The following is a 16,370-nucleotide window of genomic DNA, read 5'->3' on the forward strand; positions in this document are numbered from 1 at the left end:
CTCGGTGAAATTAATGGGCGAATGTCTGCGTTAATGCATCAAGATTAGCTTGAAGCAAAGTGGTGAGCAATACGATATGATCTGCACGGGTATTTAATGCAGGAATATAAGCATATTGTTCACCCCCTGCCGACTTAAAGGTTTCAGCATTTTGCAAAGCCAGTTCCTCTAAAGTCTCGAGACAATCTGCCGAAAATGCCGGACTCATAATCTGAACCGATTTTACCCCTTGCTCTGCCCAGTCTTTTAACAGTTGATCAGTATAAGGTTTAATCCACTCTTGCTTACCAAAACGCGACTGGAAACTGGCTGCCCACTGATCATCCTGTAAACCCAAAGCCTGCGCCACCAGTTGTCCGGTAATTCGACAACGATCTGCATACGGATCACCCTTATCGGCATAAGGCTGTGGAATACCATGGAATGACATCAACAGTTTTTCTGCACCACCATGCTCAGCCTGATAGTCCCGCACACTTTGCGCCAAAGCCTGAATATATAAAGGATGCTGATAATAATCACGAATGATCGACAAACCCGGTAAATTGCGCTGGGTCAATATCCACTTTGCAATCGCATCATAGAGTGGCGCGGTAGAGGTTGCCGAATATTGAGGAAACAGGGGAAGTAAAATAATGTGATCTTGAGCAGTTGTGCTTAATTTTTGAAGTAATTCTTGAATACCCGGATTGCCATAACTCATGGCAGGGACAATATTTAATTCAAATTGCGGATAGTGCTCAATTAATTGCTGTTGAACAGCTTTAACTTGTTCCAAGACAATTTCACGCATTGGTGAATCTTGCCCCCAGACCATTGCATAAGCATGGGTCACCCGTTTAGGGCGAAACGGTAAAATAAACAGTCTTAAAATGATTTGCCAAACAGGTTTTGGAATTTCAATGACCCGCTGATCAGATAAAAACTGCTTCAGAAAACGACGTACGGCAGGAACAGTGGGTTCGTCTGGCGTACCCAAATTGGCTAAAATAATGGTGACTTTCGCTTTAGGTGCAGAAAACATCAAACCCTTTCCAACATATATGAACTGGTTTACTTTAACAGTTTTCTGCACTTTCTCTATATAGATTAATAGTTAGACTTAAATTGAAAAACACGATTATTATCCAGCAAATTACTTTCTAAAAGCTTTTGCCCTTTGGAGGTGATTTGCCACAACATACGCTGACGGTCGTCACGTCCAGATTGCACAATCCAGTCATTTTGACGCATTTGCATTTTAATACTGTGCAAAGCACGAATATTAATTTGCGCACGTGCCACTGCATGTGCACGCGGCATTTCCACACGTGCATCTTCAAGGCCAGTGTCATTTAAATAGTCATTCATACATTTAGAAAAATATTCTTCTGGCGTTGGATTGACAAACATGCTGCCTAAAATATTCAGTAACTGTGCCCAAGTCAGTTTCTTTTGAATTTTCAGTTCTTTGAAATTGCCATCTTGATAGGCATGCATTCGATATTCAAAAGAAAATAATTCATGCATTGAAACTTTGGGTAAAGATAAAAACGGATCAACTTCTCGCTTGCCCACTTCTGTTTCAAGTTGCTCAATTTTAGCTTTGAGTTGATCAATTTCATCATGCAAGGATTGCGTGTTCTGCGGTCGAACCCAACCTGAAACAGGATAGCGTTCCAGCATTTGCGGCATATTAAAGCGCACTGCCATTTCCAAATCACGAATGCTACGGTAAGTAAAAATTTGATCCGCTTCTTGTTGTAATAATTTGCGGAATTCTAGGAATTTTTCACGAAGTTCCGGCTTTTGATCCTGTAAGGCTGGATCCCGCGATGCCGGATCTTCATGCATAAAGACAATAATCGGCTTCTGTTTGGTGACAGCATAAATATATTCGAGGTGCATATACCCGACACCTGACACAGATTGCTCACCGTATTGGCTGCCCAAAAGAATCACCACATAGTCGCAGTCATCAATTTGACGACGTGCAAATGCCGTACTCAGCGGTGTGCGTTGTTCTAATCCCCAAGAAAAGAACCCCATTCCCACTAAAGTTTGAGCTAAAACGATACGTTCTGGTTGCATTTCACTGCCAGACGTAGAAATAAAAACCTGATAACGCTTATCGAGCATTGGTTATCCTCTTCCAATTGCATATTACATCCCCAACTGTAGCCATGCTGATCAGTTGTGCTGTAATCGACCACCCCAATCTAAAATTTAATTTTTTTCTATATTTCAAAAGACTAGCTGCGTTTCTTTGCTTATTCAACAATAATGTTGCGAATATCCCAAGTTAAATTCTCTTGAATCAGGTACTGCAACACAGTTTTTAAATTTTCTGCGTTATTGCCACTGACATGACATTCAATTCTTAAGCCGTCTTTTTGATCTTGTTCAAATAATAACTCATTTTTAATCAAAATTCGGGCTGTTTGTCGCGCAACTGGTACACCGGAGTCAATTAATGTCAGTTTCTGACCAAAAATCGATTCAATCGCAGGTTTCAGGAAAGGATAATGAGTACATCCCAAGACCAAATAATCTGCGCCTTGGTCCACCACAGGTTGTAATATTTCTTTTAAGGTCGCTAAACATTCCGCGCTCATTTGTGAACCACTTTCCACAAAAGGCACTAAATCCAGACAGGTCACAGGAATGACATTCACATTGGCAGGCAATGCAAAACGCTGCATCACATCTTGAATCAGCTTGCCGCGAAAAGTCGCGGGCGTTGCAAGTACTGCCACTATTTTTGATTTGGTTTGTAATACAGCAGGTTTTAATGCAGGCACCAAACCGATAATCGGAAAGTCTTCGCCATAATAATCACGCAAATAATCCAGGCTAAAAGCAGAAGCGGTATTGCATGCCACCACTGCCACTTTACAGCCTTGACGATACAACCATTCAATTGCATCGGCGGTTAGCTCACGAATATTTTGATCTTCACGCGGTCCATAAGGCACATTTGCAGTATCGGCATAATAAAGGATGCGTTCTTTGGGTAAATAATTCGCAATTTCCTGTGCGATAGACAATCCACCTATTCCAGAGTCAAAAATCCCAATCGGCGCATCAGGTTGCGCCTTAGGCATTGGATTTGTTAAAGGATAAATAGGATGAATGGCTGTCATAGCTTCACTTTCAGCAGTTCAAAAAACGGGGTGAACAAAGCTTAAACCTCAGGTGCCTAATTGCAAGTAAAAATCGCCACTTTGTAAGGTTAAAATGGTTTCATTTTTGTCATTTTCAAGCAGCTGTCCCATTTCAATTAAATGAAAAAAAGCAGAACGTTGAATTAAGGCATTGATGCCAAAACGAACATGCACATAAGGACGCAGTTCACCTGAATATTCACGCATAAAAACAGCATGTGCCTGATCCACAATCACAATATCATGGGTGGTAGTGGTGAGTTGAATATAGGTTTTGCCCTCAATTTCGACCTGATCCACCTGATTGACGAATAAAGGTTCATCTTCAACCTCTATTTCAATTTGTTCTACCGGGGTCTTTAAGTAGAACTTGCCGTCTTCTTTCCAGAGTACGGTCGAGAACAACTCAATCAAGGCTTGTCGTTTGATCAATTGACCTTCGTGCCACCATTCTCCATTGGCTTTTACCTTTAAATCCATTGCGCCACAATGCTTTGGGTTAAACTGGTCCAATAGGGGAATTGACCTTTTGTGACCGGTCTGTGCATCTTTTAAGTATTGTGTAATACCCGTTAAATTTTTATCATCAGGAATAGCGACATTTTTCGTCTGATTTGGTGAATTATTTTGATTAACCATACGGAATACCCCTGCTGACGGAAAAATAATATGATTCAGCCAATTGGCTAGATCAAGGTTTAAAACTATACTAGCCCACAATATAAAAGACACGATAATAAAATTGTGTCTGGGCATTAAGAACACTCATGGCAGCACCGAGTGAAATCATTACGGTTGCCACCTTCAAATCATATGAGGAGTCCTACATGGAACACATCGAACGTGAATCGATGGAGTTTGACGTCGTTATCGTAGGCGCAGGCCCTGCGGGTCTTTCTGCGGCGATTAAAATTCGTCAACTTGCAATTGAAAACAACCTGAACGATCTGTCCGTTTGTGTGGTGGAAAAGGGCTCCGAAGTTGGTGCGCACATCTTGTCCGGTGCGGTGCTTGAACCGCGTGCCATGAATGAACTGTTCCCGAACTGGAAGGAAGAAGGTGCGCCTTTAAATGTCCCAGTGACTGAAGACAAAACTTTCTTCTTGCTGTCTGATGAAAAATCACAAGAAGCGCCGCACTGGATGGTGCCGAAAACCATGCACAATGATGGCAACTATGTCATCTCGCTTGGCAACGTGGTGCGCTGGTTAGGTACAAAAGCGGAAGAACTGGAAGTGTCAATCTTCCCGGGCTTTGCTGCGTCAGAAATTCTATACCATGAAGATGGAACCGTTAAAGGTATTCAAACTGGTGACATGGGCATCGGTAAGGATGGTGAACCGACGCATAACTTTACTCCGGGTTATGAACTGCATGCCAAATACACCATTTTTGCAGAAGGCTGCCGTGGTCACCTCGGTAAACGCCTGATTGCGAAATACAACCTGGACAAAGATGCCGATCCGCAGCACTACGGCATCGGGATTAAAGAACTTTGGGAAATTGATCCGGCCAAGCACAAACCCGGTTTGGTGATGCACGGTGCCGGCTGGCCTTTAAATGAGACCGGTTCTTCAGGCGGCTGGTGGCTCTATCACGCTGAAAACAACCAAGTGACTTTGGGCATGATCGTGGATCTTTCCTACACCAACCCGCACATGTATCCCTTCATGGAAATGCAGCGCTGGAAAACCCACCCTTTAATCAAGCAATATCTAGAAGGCAGTAAACGTATTTCTTATGGCGCACGTGCCGTGACCAAAGGTGGCTTTAACTCACTACCGAAGTTCACCTTCCCGGGTGGCTCTTTAATTGGTGATGATGCAGGCTTCCTCAACTTTGCCAAAATCAAAGGCTCACACACTGCGATGAAATCCGGCATGCTCTGCGGTGAAGCGGTGTTTGAAGCGATTGCTGCCGGTGTGGAAAAAGGCGGTGACCTGGCTGTTGCACGTGTTTTAGAAGGTGAAGATTTCTTCACTAAAGAATTGACTGCTTACACAGACAAGTTTAACAATAGTTGGCTGAAAGAAGAGCTGTATAACTCGCGCAACTTTGGCCCGGCGATGCACAAATTTGGTCAGTGGATTGGCGGTGCGTTTAACTTTATCGACCAGAACGTGTTTAAAGTCCCTTTCACTTTGCATGATCTGGTACTTGACTATGCGGCACTGAAAACCCAGGCTGCGGAAACCTTCAAGCCAAACTATCCAAAACCGGATGGCAAGCTGACCTTTGACCGTTTGTCTTCCGTGTTTGTATCGAACACGGTACATGAAGAAAACCAGCCGGCGCACTTGAAACTGACCGATGCCTCGATTCCTGTCAACGTGAATTTGCCGAAATGGGACGAGCCTGCTCAGCGCTACTGCCCTGCCGGTGTTTACGAGATTATGGAAGAGAATGACGGCTCGAAACGCTTCCAGATCAATGCAGCCAACTGTGTGCACTGCAAGACCTGTGACATCAAGGATCCCTCTCAGAACATCACCTGGGTAACACCGGAAGGTGGCGGTGGTCCGAACTATCCAAACATGTAATTTTTAATAAAAAAATCCCCTTTCGAGGGGATTTTTTATTGTCACCTTAAAATGAAGACTAAAATATTCTGAATTAGCCTTTCTTGACTAAATAATGAAATTCTTTATTACCCGCTTCATCCAGCACTTCTTCTTGTAAGAGTAACTCATGACCTAAATGCATACAGAATTTCGGAATATCCCAAGAGGTCGAATTATCTGTGGCAAACACTTCAACCACATCACCCGATTTTGATTTACGAATCGCTTGATGCAACATCATTACAGGTTCAGGACAACGTAGTCCTCGTGTATTCAGCTGAATAGTGGGAGTAACAAGCGGTTCAGACATTCTTAAACTCGGTATCAAAAAATGATCGCCATTTTAACATAAACTTAAATGCTGTCTTTTGCTTTCAAAGCCCGGATCCAAATGATAGAAAATGATGACTCATGCATTCATGAATTACAGCTATTTTATAGATAGACATCTATATTTTCTCGAGTATGATAAAATTTGTTTTTTTAGATATTAAGAGTCTTTAGGAAAGATCATGCACGAGGAATCAGGCCCGTCGTGGGGCATGCGTGGCTTACGTAAATGGTTAAGCACCGCACCCGAAACTCGCGACGAACTGCTAAAATTAGTACAAGATTCACGTCGTTTTTTAGAACCCGATACTGTTGCAATGCTTGAAGGCGTACTTGACCTTCCTGCGACAAAAGTCCGTGAGGTCATGACCCCACGTACATCGATGATTAGCCTGCAAGAAGATGATCAGCTTTTAGACATCTTGCATACCCTTGTAGAGTCTGCACATTCTCGCTTCCCGGTATTTTCATCCGATCAACCCGATAATGTGGTCGGCATTTTATTGGCCAAGGATTTACTGCCCTTTTTGACAGAACCGAACAATAAGGTCGATATTCGCGCGCTTATGCGTCAGCCGATCTTTGTGCCTGAAAGTGCCCGTTCCGATCAAGTGCTTCGTATGTTAAAGAACACTCAAACCCATATCGCTGTGGTCATTGATGAATATGGCACAACATCTGGACTGGTGACTTTAGAAGACATTTTAGAAGAAATTGTCGGTGAAATTGAAGACGAACACGATACGGTGGATGAAGAGGCTCAATACATTATTCCGGATAATGATCCTCAAACGGCGAATACCTGGCTCGTTCAAGCACTTACACCAATTGAACACTTTAATAATGTTTTAGATGCTGATTTTTCTGATGATGAAGTAGAAACTGTCGGCGGTTTATTGCTTCAAGAAATTGGTTTAGTCAGCGATTTACAAGGTCAAGTGATTGAGCTTAAAAATTGGGAATTCACCATTGTAGAAGCAGATGCACGTACTATTCATCTGATTCGAGCTGTCCGTAAATGAGAACATACTTTAATAAGCTGTTAAATTCATCCCAACAAAAAAATCAGCTCCCATTTATTTACCCCTTTTTAATTTCGCTCTTTTCAGGTGCCATGTTCAGTTTTGCGCTGGCACCTTATTATTACTGGTGGCTTGCGCTCCTGTCCCCGGCTTTGCTCTATGCTTCACTTCGTAAACGTTCGGCACGCCAAGCCTTTGGCATTGGCTGGGCTTACGGCTTTGGCTTATGGTTTGTCGGGGCATTTTGGCTATATACCTCAATTCATGTTTATGGTGATACCAGTGCCTTTTTAAGTGTACTGATGATTGCCATTATGGCCTTGCTGATGGGTTTATTTACAGCCCTGCAAACCTGGATCTACCGTCGATTCTTCCCGGAAACGCCACTGACGTTTGCGCCGCTTTGGGTATTCTTTGAGTGGGCAAAAACCTGGGTATTCACGGGTTTTCCATGGTTATTTGTCGGCTATGCCTTCACTGAACGCTTCTTAGATGGCTATGCACCATTATTTGGGATCTTCGGCGTATCGTTTGTTGTGATTATTTTAGCCTGTGCACTGGTTGAAATTCTGAATAAACGTGTGTTTTGGATTGTCCCTTCCGCGATCTTATTGCTAGGTGCCTGGGGAGCTTCATATCTCAACTTTGTGGAACCAAAAGATGAGAAGCCGCTTTCAGTCTCTTTGATACAAGGCAATATTCCACAAGACCTGAAATGGCTGACAGAGTATCAAGTGAAAACCTTGATGATCTATGCCAATTTAAGTCGAACTGAATGGGGTCGTGATCTGATTGTTTGGCCGGAATCTTCAATTCCAATGTTCCAGACCGATATCCAACCCTTTTTGGATGCCATGAAAGTTCAGGCAGAAAAATCTGGAACTGCATGGGTCACTGGTCTTCCCTATTGGGATTTGAAAGAATCAAAAATCGAACAGCACCCGATGTACTACAACAGCATCATGGCTACAGGTGATGAGACTGAAGGCTTATATAAAAAGCAACGTTTAGTCCCGTTTGGTGAATATATTCCTTTATCTGGCTGGCTCAGCTGGGTATTGCCCGCATTGCAGAATGACCCCTCGATGAGTGGTTTCTCTCGTGGTGCACGTGACCAAAAACCGTTGAATGTGAAAAACCATGCGCTGGGTGCGGCTATTTGTTATGAAGTTGCTTATCCAAACCTGACCCGTCGTAATGCCAGTCAAAGCGATTACTTGGTCACGGTATCCAATGATGCATGGTTTACCGGAACTGCGGGACCTTGGCAACATTTACAAATGGTGCAAATGCGTGCCAAAGAAAATGGACGCTGGTTTATTCGTGCCACCAATACCGGTGTGACTGCATTTATTGATCATAATGGGCATATTGTAAAACAGGCTCCGACGGATCAAACCGCTATCCTTCGTGGTGATGTTCCAGCCATGCAAGGTGAAACCTTATACATGCGCCTGAGTGATTGGCCAATTCTGGGTTTCTCATTGTTGTTATTGATTCTAGGCTGGATTTATCGTCCACGTAAGGTTGATGTTTCGTTTAAGTCACGACGTTAAGCATTATGGTGTTCCCTCTCCTTCTAGGAAACGGCTAGGGAGAGGTAAATTGTTTATGATAATCGCCCTCATCCTAACCTTCTCCCAAAGGGAGAAGGAATAAAAAGGCTATAAAAAAACCCCGAGGTCAATGCCTCGGGGTTTTTATTCAATTGATTTTATAATTGGGTCACTAAATAAGACATCATTGCGGTTAAAAACAGCATCGGGATATAACGATAAACTTTCACCACACTTTGTTCTAAACTTGAAATCTGTTCTTGTTGTAATCTTAATACAGTGGCTTTTAATGCAGACCAAAAGCACAATACAAATAATGCACTGAATAAACTGATTGCAAAAAAGCCCACCATAATCTGGCTACTTCCTTCCGTCGCATTCCATAAAGTTAAAATGCCCTGACTCATTGGAAGTAAGCTTAAAATTAAAAGAACAGACTTGAGCATTGCCCCATGAAATTGGTTAATTTCATCCGATATGATTAATGCTTTCATTCCACCCTCCTTGGCTAAAAAAGTGCCATAAAGGATATTATGCGCAGTTTTAATTAAATAAAAAGACTATATTTCTTCATACCTTACCATTATTGTAACCATTACATATGCTAATCATTCTTATTATAAGTCTCAAACAGAGATTATTATATAATTTCAATAAATCCAATAACTTAATGTATATTTTATAATCAAGATGTATTATCACTTCACTTAGTATTGCGGAGCATCATTCAGTGAAGTGATCTATTTTATATGCTTAAAATAATTAAGGATTTTAATTAAGGCTGATAATAAATATCGGCATCTGTACCTTCGCCGCCTTCTTTACCATCGGCGCCAAAAGAATATAAATCGAATACACGACCTTCAGCACCAGGAATCACATATTGAATATCATTTTCCCAACTGTCTTTCGGATAGCCACCTTTCACATAACCACCTTGCATCCAGTTTTTTGCAGAAGCCGGCTGATTAACCAGTGCATCTAAACCACCGTCTTGCATGGATGGATATTTACCATTATCGAGCTTGTACTGATCTAAAGCACCAGCCACACCTTTTAGAGTAATTGCAGATGTATCTACTTTGGCTTTTTCACCACGCCCCATCACATTAGGAACAATCAGTGCCGCTAATACACCCAAAATCACAATCACCACCATCACTTCAATGAGGGTAAAGCCAGACTGCTTGACTTGATATAGTTTCCCTTGCATCTCACTCTCTCGCAAAAATCATTATCTTTATAAAAATGGGTTAAATCATATTATTCATATTGACTATCGGCAGCATCACCGCAATCACAATCACCAAAACAATACTTGCCATTAATACCAACATGAGCGGCTCAAGCAGGGCAAGTAAAGTTGAAATCAGGGTGGTGACTTCTCGATCCTGCATGGTTGAAGCACGCTCCAGCATACGATCCAGCTCACCTGATGCCTCACCACTTTTGATCATTTGTACCATCATCGGTGGGAAATAACCACTGCGCTCCAGTTGCGTTGCAAGGTTGCCACCTTCGGTGACTTTCTCGGCTGCCAAATTGACTGAATCCCGAATCACCCAGTTATTACTCACCGCGGCACCAATTTTAAGTGCATCCACCAACGGCACGCCAGACTGTGTCAAAATCGATAAGGTACTGGCAAAGCGTGCTGCATTTATACCACGCGATAATTTACCAAATAATGGCAATTTGAGCGTTAAATGGTCAAATGCATAATGTCCTGCAGAGGTTCTTAAAAAGCGAACTAAAGCCGTAAAACCCACTACACTCGCGACTAACAAAAATGGCCATGCCACACGAATAAAATCACTGGTTTTCATCAGCGCCACGGTAATCCAGGGCAATGCATCTTTATTTTGATCAAAAGTCTTGACGATATCGGGAACCACGTAGGTCATTAGTCCCATTACAATCGCAAAAGACATCAGCATTAAAATAATCGGATAAATCATCGCGCCCTGCACTTTCTTTTGCATGGCAAAGCGGTTTTCGGTGTAATCTGATAACTGGTCTAGAATTAAATCGAGATGACCTGAGCGTTCACCGGCGGCGATGGTGGCGATATATAAATCTGGTAAACGCCCCGCTTGCTGCAAGGCACTGGCAAGTGAATGCCCTTCCATGACTTTTGAGCGCACTGACATCAACAAATTTTGCACATGGGCTTTTTCACTTTGCTTGCCCACAGCACGTAGTGCTTCTTCTAGAGGAATCCCTGCCGCCACCAAAACTGAAAGTTGGCGGGTAAACAATGCCAAATCATAAGCAGTGATTTTTTTCTGAAACCAGCGTTCTGAGTTATGCTTATCTTTTTGCTCAACAGGATCAACGGTCACAGGAATGAGCTCTTTGTCTCTTAACTGTTGACGAATTTGACGTGCTGAATCCCCTTCTAACACGCCTTTTTGCTGCTTCCCTGAAGCATCAATGGCAGTAAATTGATATGCAGGCATTGTGATGCTCTAATTTTCTAAAATTTGCTTCAGCGCTGTTGCGTCTGACCACCAAAATCATTCATATTCTGAGATATAAATGATTTGCTCACTCTAACATAACTCTATCTTTAGCACGACGAAATTTGATCAGGACGCTTTGACCCTAATTTATGCCAAATATACCATCGACTCCATCCGACATTTATCGCATTCGTGTTGCTGTACCGGTCTATATTTATGACTGTTTTGATTACACTTTAACGGCTGAACAATACCAGCAAGCTGAAGTAGGGGCACGTGTTGCCGTATCATTTGGACGGCAAAATCTGGTCGGCATTATTGTTGAAAAATTAACAGCAGATACTCCGATTGATCCACGTTTTAAGCTCAAAGCCATTACCGAACTGCTGGATGAGCAGGCAATTTTAGATTGGAAAACTTTAAGTTTATTGACCTGGTCAGCTCAATATTATCAATTTCCGATTGGTGAAGTTTTTCAAAGTGCCTTACCGACATTCTTGCGTCAGGGAAAACCGTATAATTTATTGGCGCGGATGTGGAAAGTTCTGGATTTAGCTGCTGAAGCCAAAGTTACACGCTCTGAAAAACAACGAGAAGCTTATAAAGTCCTGAAATTACATCCTCAGGGAACCACAGAAAATATTTTAAATTTGGCCGGCATTGAAACAGCAACACTGAAAGCTTTAGAAAAAAAAGACATTGTTGAATGTGTTTTAGAAAATCAGGATTTCAGTCCACAGCCTGTCACACTGGCTCAAATGCCGTTAACGGCGAATGAGGACCAAAAGAAAGCGGTACAACAGGTACTTAAAGCACAGAAAAAATATCAGGCCTTTTTACTTGATGGCTTAACCGGTAGCGGTAAAACCGAAGTCTATTTGCAAATCATGCAAGAGGTGTTGAAACAAGGCAAACAAGTCTTAGTTCTGGTTCCTGAAATTGGTTTAACCCCACAAACCATTAGCCGGTTTCAGTCGCGTTTCCACGGCAATATTGTGCTGCTGCATTCAGGGCTGAATGATTCAAAACGTCTGCAAGCCTGGCAAGCTGCCCAAACCGGTAAGGCCTCAATTATTCTCGGTACACGTTCTGCCATTTACACCCCGCTGCCGAATTTGGGCTTGATCATTCTAGATGAAGAACACGACCTCTCCTTCAAGCAACAAGAAGGCTTTAGATATCACGCCCGTGATGTCGCGATGTATCGTGCACACCTAGAAAGCTGTCCGATTATTTTGGGTTCAGCAACGCCCAGTATTGAAAGTTATGCACTGGCTGATTCAGGAAAAATGATGCGTTTGGAATTGAATCAGCGTGCGGGTATCGCGCTGATGCCAAAGATTCATCTCATTGATCTAAAAATTGCCCAAAAACAAAATGGCATTAGCCAAAGCCTGATTGATGAAATTCAAAAGCGGCTGGATAAAAAAGAACAGGTGTTGGTGTTTTTAAACCGCCGTGGTTATGCACCGGTACTAATTTGTGAAAGCTGTGCATGGCAGGCGAAGTGTCCACATTGTGATGCCAACTTTACCGTGCATCGGCAGCCATATCAGCATTTGCATTGCCACCACTGTGGCAGCATTCATCGTCTGCCAGAGCAATGCCCGCAGTGTAAGCATACCGAATTAAAACCGATTGGGATGGGCACAGGCAAAGTTGAAGAAAATTTACAAGCATTGTTTCCCAACTTCGATGTGATTCGCGTAGATCGCGACTCCACCAGTCGGGTCGGCAGCTGGCAAAAAATTTATGACAAGATCCAGAAAAGTGAACCGATTATTTTGCTCGGCACACAGATGCTGGCTAAGGGACACCATTTTCCTTATGTAACTTTGGTGGCGATTCTCGATATTGATTCCGGCTTGCTCAGTGTGGATTTTCGCGCTACCGAACGTACGGCGCAATTGATTATCCAGGTCGCAGGTCGTGCTGGACGGGGTGAACGTAAAGGTGAAGTGTATTTACAAACTCTGCGACCTGATCATCCACTTTTGAATACCTTAATCCAAGAGGATTATCGTCATTTTGCCAAGCAGACCTTAAAAGAACGTCAAGCCGCTTTGTTACCCCCTTTCCGTTATGCGGCACTTATTCGCTGTGAATCGAAAAGTCAGGAACAGAATCAGGAGTTCTTACAACAACATGCCCAAGCGCTAAGACAGATTTCTGAAAACCTGATTGATATCTGGGGACCGATTCCAGCACCGATGGAACGTAAAGCCGGACGCTATCAGGCACATATGGTGCTATTGTCGCAGGACCGTGCCCGATTACACTTTTATATTCGTGCGTGGTGGCAAAATATGTTGCATCAAAAGCCCTCAACCATGAAACTTACACTCGATATAGACCCTCAGGAATTAAGCTAAGTCAAAGTTCATGCTTTGCTTAACATTTTTGAATTTAAAATAAATTCTAGGACAGGCTGATGTCGCTACTGTTACAAATTACGATTTTCCTGGGAGCTTCCCTACTCTTGGTGCCACTGGCCAAGCGCTTTGGAATCGCCACCGTACTCGGCTATTTGTTTACAGGAATTTTGCTCGGTCCCAGCGCATTAAATCTGGCCAGTGACCCTGAATCGATTCAAGAACTGGCTGAATTTGGCGTTATTTTATTGATGTTTATTATTGGCTTGGAGCTACGTCCACAACGATTGTGGGAAATGCGTAAATCCATCTTTTTAATGGGCAGTCTACAAGTCGGCATCACCGGCATTATTCTTGCCATCCTGATCTTTTTTGCCTTAAACCAAAGCCTCTCTGCAAGTTTTGTAATTGGAACGGCATTGGCTTTATCCTCTACCGCCTTTGTCCTGCAACTGCTTTCTGAAAAACAACAACTCAACACCACCTTTGGGCAGCAATCCTTTTCTATTTTACTGTTCCAAGATATTGCTGCCATTCCTCTGCTGGCAATTATCCCCTTATTGGCCGGCACTGAATCGACCCATCATGGCGTTGCCTATTTTGCCGCGATTATTGCGACCTTTAGCGGTTTGTTCCTGTTTAGCCGCTATATGATGCGTCCATTTTTCCGCTTTGTGGCAAAAAGTGGCGCACATGAACTGATTACTGCAGTAGGTTTGTTTATTGTCTTGGGTGTGGTTGCGCTGATGGATGTACTCGGGATCAGTACGACATTGGGGGCTTTCTTAACTGGGGTTCTACTGGCAGATTCTGAATTCCGTCATGAACTTGAAGCCAGTATTGCGCCCTTTAAAGGACTGTTACTCGGGCTATTCTTTATGACAGTCGGCATGACCACACAACTCTCCTTATTGGTGGATATGCCTTGGCTGATTATTGGCGGCGCACTCACTTTAATGCTGGTCAAAAGTCTGACTCTCACTGCAATCGCCCGTTATTTAAAATATTCATGGCGCAACAGTTTGCTGCTTGCCACCTGCTTAGCTCAAGGCGGTGAATTTGCCTTTGTAGTGCTGAAAGTCGCCAGTAGTGAAAAAGTATTAACCCAGGCTATTCTTGAGCCTTTAACATTGATTGTTACACTTTCAATGGTGCTCACCCCGATGCTGTATTGGCTGATTAGCGCCTGGTTTATTCCATTGATCGATAAAGAAAAAGCACCTATTTATGATGAAATTCCAGATACCCATAATCCGATGATCATTGCGGGATTTGGGCGTTTTGGACAGATTATTGCCCGTATCGCCCATTTACAGCATCAATCTTTTACTGCAATTGACAGTAATTTAGAAAAAGTTGATTTCGTGCGAAAATATGGCGGTACGGTATACTATGGTGATGCCACACAACCGGATATCTTACGTTCTGCAGGTGTTGAACACGCCAAAGTTTTTGTTCTGGCGATTGATGATATTGAAGACTCGATGAATGTCGCACGTCATATTCGCTTAAACTATCCGAATCTAAAACTTTTGGTGCGTGCACGAGATCGCCATCATGTGCATTTACTGCGTGATTTAGGCGTAGAACATATCTGGCGTGAAACCTATTTGTCATCACTGGGTATGGCCTATCGTGCCTTGCGTGAATTGGATATCAGTGAAGAAGATGCTTATAAAAGCATTGAATTGTTTCGTGATTACGATGAAAAATTATTGGTTCAGCAACAACGGGTCTATACCGATGAACAAAAGATTTATGAAACTCATCGTAATGCTTTGGCAGAGCTGGAACACTTATTTGAAAGTGATGCTCAAATTCGTCAAGAACCGACTGGCGTCAATTTACAACGCGGCTTAGAACATCAGCGTATTGATGTCACAAGAGATGATAGTAACTAGCTTGTGTTTTACAATGTAGACACCATTAACACGGGCTATTGGAGAAATTTATGTCTGAATTACGTCAACGCTTTTATATTGAAAATTGCCCGATTCGTGGTGAAGTGGTGCATCTTGAAAGTGTTTTGCAAACCATTCTTGCCCAACGTGACTATCCGCAAGCAATTCAAGTACTTTTAGGTGAGATGCTCAGTGCTACAGCCCTACTTGCAAGCACTCTTAAAATTAAAGGGCGTATTAGCCTGCAAATTCAGGCAGCCGGTACATTCAAATGGGCCATGGCGGAATGCAACCATTTAGGTGAATTACGTGCTTCAGCAGATTACGAAGAAGATCCACGCTTCTTTCAAGCAGAGAGCAGCAGCACGGTTTTTAAGGCTCTCGTCAGTCCTGTACTGTTTATTAATATTGAACCTGAATTTGGTGAGCGCTATCAGGGCATCGTTCCAATTGAACACGACACCTTAGCTGGTTGTTTAATGCAGTATTATGATTTATCTGCACAAATTCCAACAAAAATTCGCTTAGCCAGTACCGCAGAAAGCTCAGGTGGTTTACTCATTCAACTGTTACCGCGTATTAATGAAGAAGAACAGCAACTTGTCGATGACGATCTCTGGCCACGCCTGACCATGTTGACTGACACATTAAAGCCAGAAGAACTGACCGACCTCGAAGCTACAGAAATTCTCTACCGTTTATACAATGAAGAAGATGTTCGTTTACCAGAAGTGGAACAGTTAAGCTTTGGTTGTACCTGTTCTAAAGATCGTTGTGCCAATGCACTGATTCAAATTGGCGTTGAAGCGGTACGTGAAACCTTGGAGTTTCAAAATCCGATTACCATGGATTGCCAATTCTGTAGCACCCGATACAGCTTTACAGCCGAAGAAGCCTTTGGATTATTTGGTAAACATCTGAGTTAATTCAACTTAAGTCCGTAAAAAGAGTAGCGATATGGCTGCTCTTTTTTTTAATGCTAAATTTAACTCCCCTCCTGTCTGTTTCCTGATTTAGATGCAG

At 42.8% G+C, this 16,370-nt stretch carries 14 protein-coding genes; 6 read left to right on the plus strand and 8 right to left on the minus strand.

Translation table 11 applies throughout. From position 1 onward, the window contains the following. Positions 1-10 precede the first annotated feature (10 nt). The 4 genes from hemH to HLH14_RS01165 all read right to left on the minus strand — a co-directional run bounded on the left by hemH (position 11) and on the right by HLH14_RS01165 (position 3,782). The gene (gene hemH / locus HLH14_RS01150; RefSeq protein WP_171532514.1) at positions 11-1,024 is read right to left on the minus strand and encodes a ferrochelatase; all 1,014 of its coding nucleotides are present in this window, start codon (positions 1,022-1,024) and stop codon (positions 11-13) included. A 65-nt stretch (positions 1,025-1,089) separates the two neighbouring features. Next, positions 1,090-2,118 carry a DUF4062 domain-containing protein gene (locus tag HLH14_RS01155; protein WP_171532478.1) on the minus strand — a complete coding sequence of 343 codons (1,029 nt, stop codon included), beginning with the start codon at positions 2,116-2,118 and terminating at the stop codon, positions 1,090-1,092. A gap of 131 nt (positions 2,119-2,249) precedes the next feature. After that, a complete protein-coding gene (gene murI / locus HLH14_RS01160) occupies positions 2,250-3,122 on the minus strand; it encodes a glutamate racemase (protein ID WP_171532479.1) in 873 nt (290 codons plus the stop codon). Positions 3,123-3,170: 48 nt separating this feature from the next. After that, on the minus strand, positions 3,171-3,782 hold the full coding sequence (locus HLH14_RS01165) for a DUF1285 domain-containing protein (protein WP_171532480.1): 612 nt from the start codon (positions 3,780-3,782) through the stop codon (positions 3,171-3,173). A gap of 188 nt (positions 3,783-3,970) precedes the next feature. Between HLH14_RS01165 and HLH14_RS01170 the strand changes: the two genes are divergently transcribed. Then, positions 3,971-5,683 (plus strand): electron transfer flavoprotein-ubiquinone oxidoreductase, encoded by a 1,713-nt coding sequence (locus HLH14_RS01170; RefSeq protein ID WP_171532481.1) that lies wholly within the window; start codon positions 3,971-3,973, stop codon positions 5,681-5,683. Positions 5,684-5,756: 73 nt separating this feature from the next. Here HLH14_RS01170 and tusA read toward each other — a convergent pair whose 3' ends face one another. Beyond that, complete coding sequence (tusA, locus tag HLH14_RS01175; RefSeq protein ID WP_004649978.1) at positions 5,757-6,014, minus strand: sulfurtransferase TusA; 258 nt, start codon at positions 6,012-6,014, stop codon at positions 5,757-5,759. Between the two features lie 202 nt (positions 6,015-6,216). Between tusA and HLH14_RS01180 the strand changes: the two genes are divergently transcribed. Together HLH14_RS01180 and lnt are read left to right on the plus strand one after the other, a co-directional pair. Beyond that, positions 6,217-7,056, plus strand: a complete 840-nt coding sequence (locus HLH14_RS01180) for an HlyC/CorC family transporter (protein ID WP_067722248.1) — start codon at positions 6,217-6,219, stop codon at positions 7,054-7,056. Further along, a complete protein-coding gene (gene lnt / locus HLH14_RS01185; protein ID WP_171532482.1) occupies positions 7,053-8,612 on the plus strand; it encodes an apolipoprotein N-acyltransferase in 1,560 nt (519 codons plus the stop codon). The genes HLH14_RS01180 and lnt overlap by 4 nt, the downstream gene beginning before the upstream one ends. Before the next feature lie 158 nt (positions 8,613-8,770). Here the strand turns inward: lnt and HLH14_RS01190 are convergent, their stop codons facing one another. The 3 genes from HLH14_RS01190 to gspF all read right to left on the minus strand — a co-directional run bounded on the left by HLH14_RS01190 (position 8,771) and on the right by gspF (position 11,071). Then, the gene (locus HLH14_RS01190; RefSeq protein ID WP_067722253.1) at positions 8,771-9,106 is read right to left on the minus strand and encodes a hypothetical protein; all 336 of its coding nucleotides are present in this window, start codon (positions 9,104-9,106) and stop codon (positions 8,771-8,773) included. Between the two features lie 281 nt (positions 9,107-9,387). Next, on the minus strand, positions 9,388-9,825 hold the full coding sequence (gspG, locus tag HLH14_RS01195) for a type II secretion system major pseudopilin GspG (protein ID WP_171532483.1): 438 nt from the start codon (positions 9,823-9,825) through the stop codon (positions 9,388-9,390). A gap of 40 nt (positions 9,826-9,865) precedes the next feature. Beyond that, positions 9,866-11,071, minus strand: a complete 1,206-nt coding sequence (gspF, locus tag HLH14_RS01200; RefSeq protein WP_171532484.1) for a type II secretion system inner membrane protein GspF — start codon at positions 11,069-11,071, stop codon at positions 9,866-9,868. Positions 11,072-11,223: 152 nt separating this feature from the next. On the opposite strand from gspF, the gene HLH14_RS01205 reads away from it, so the two are divergent. The 3 genes from HLH14_RS01205 to hslO are packed head-to-tail and all read left to right on the plus strand — an operon-like array spanning position 11,224 to position 16,273. Beyond that, a complete protein-coding gene (locus HLH14_RS01205) occupies positions 11,224-13,446 on the plus strand; it encodes a primosomal protein N' (RefSeq protein ID WP_171532485.1) in 2,223 nt (740 codons plus the stop codon). 59 nt (positions 13,447-13,505) lie between these two features. After that, complete coding sequence (locus tag HLH14_RS01210) at positions 13,506-15,347, plus strand: monovalent cation:proton antiporter-2 (CPA2) family protein (RefSeq protein ID WP_171532486.1); 1,842 nt, start codon at positions 13,506-13,508, stop codon at positions 15,345-15,347. A 50-nt stretch (positions 15,348-15,397) separates the two neighbouring features. After that, positions 15,398-16,273 carry an Hsp33 family molecular chaperone HslO gene (gene hslO / locus HLH14_RS01215; protein ID WP_171532487.1) on the plus strand — a complete coding sequence of 292 codons (876 nt, stop codon included), beginning with the start codon at positions 15,398-15,400 and terminating at the stop codon, positions 16,271-16,273. Positions 16,274-16,370: the final 97 nt, after the last annotated feature.

This window comes from Acinetobacter terrae (assembly GCF_013004375.1).
GTDB lineage: Bacteria > Pseudomonadota > Gammaproteobacteria > Pseudomonadales > Moraxellaceae > Acinetobacter > Acinetobacter terrae.

Coding starts and splice junctions, on each gene's coding strand:
- hemH (WP_171532514.1), bottom strand. CDS start 1,024: ATGTTTTCTGCACCTAAAGCGAAAGTCACCATTATTTTAGCCAATTTG.
- HLH14_RS01155 (WP_171532478.1), bottom strand. CDS start 2,118: ATGCTCGATAAGCGTTATCAGGTTTTTATTTCTACGTCTGGCAGTGAA.
- murI (WP_171532479.1), bottom strand. CDS start 3,122: ATGACAGCCATTCATCCTATTTATCCTTTAACAAATCCAATGCCTAAG.
- HLH14_RS01165 (WP_171532480.1), bottom strand. CDS start 3,782: ATGGTTAATCAAAATAATTCACCAAATCAGACGAAAAATGTCGCTATT.
- HLH14_RS01170 (WP_171532481.1), top strand. CDS start 3,971: ATGGAACACATCGAACGTGAATCGATGGAGTTTGACGTCGTTATCGTA.
- tusA (WP_004649978.1), bottom strand. CDS start 6,014: ATGTCTGAACCGCTTGTTACTCCCACTATTCAGCTGAATACACGAGGA.
- HLH14_RS01180 (WP_067722248.1), top strand. CDS start 6,217: ATGCACGAGGAATCAGGCCCGTCGTGGGGCATGCGTGGCTTACGTAAA.
- lnt (WP_171532482.1), top strand. CDS start 7,053: ATGAGAACATACTTTAATAAGCTGTTAAATTCATCCCAACAAAAAAAT.
- HLH14_RS01190 (WP_067722253.1), bottom strand. CDS start 9,106: ATGAAAGCATTAATCATATCGGATGAAATTAACCAATTTCATGGGGCA.
- gspG (WP_171532483.1), bottom strand. CDS start 9,825: ATGCAAGGGAAACTATATCAAGTCAAGCAGTCTGGCTTTACCCTCATT.
- gspF (WP_171532484.1), bottom strand. CDS start 11,071: ATGCCTGCATATCAATTTACTGCCATTGATGCTTCAGGGAAGCAGCAA.
- HLH14_RS01205 (WP_171532485.1), top strand. CDS start 11,224: ATGCCAAATATACCATCGACTCCATCCGACATTTATCGCATTCGTGTT.
- HLH14_RS01210 (WP_171532486.1), top strand. CDS start 13,506: ATGTCGCTACTGTTACAAATTACGATTTTCCTGGGAGCTTCCCTACTC.
- hslO (WP_171532487.1), top strand. CDS start 15,398: ATGTCTGAATTACGTCAACGCTTTTATATTGAAAATTGCCCGATTCGT.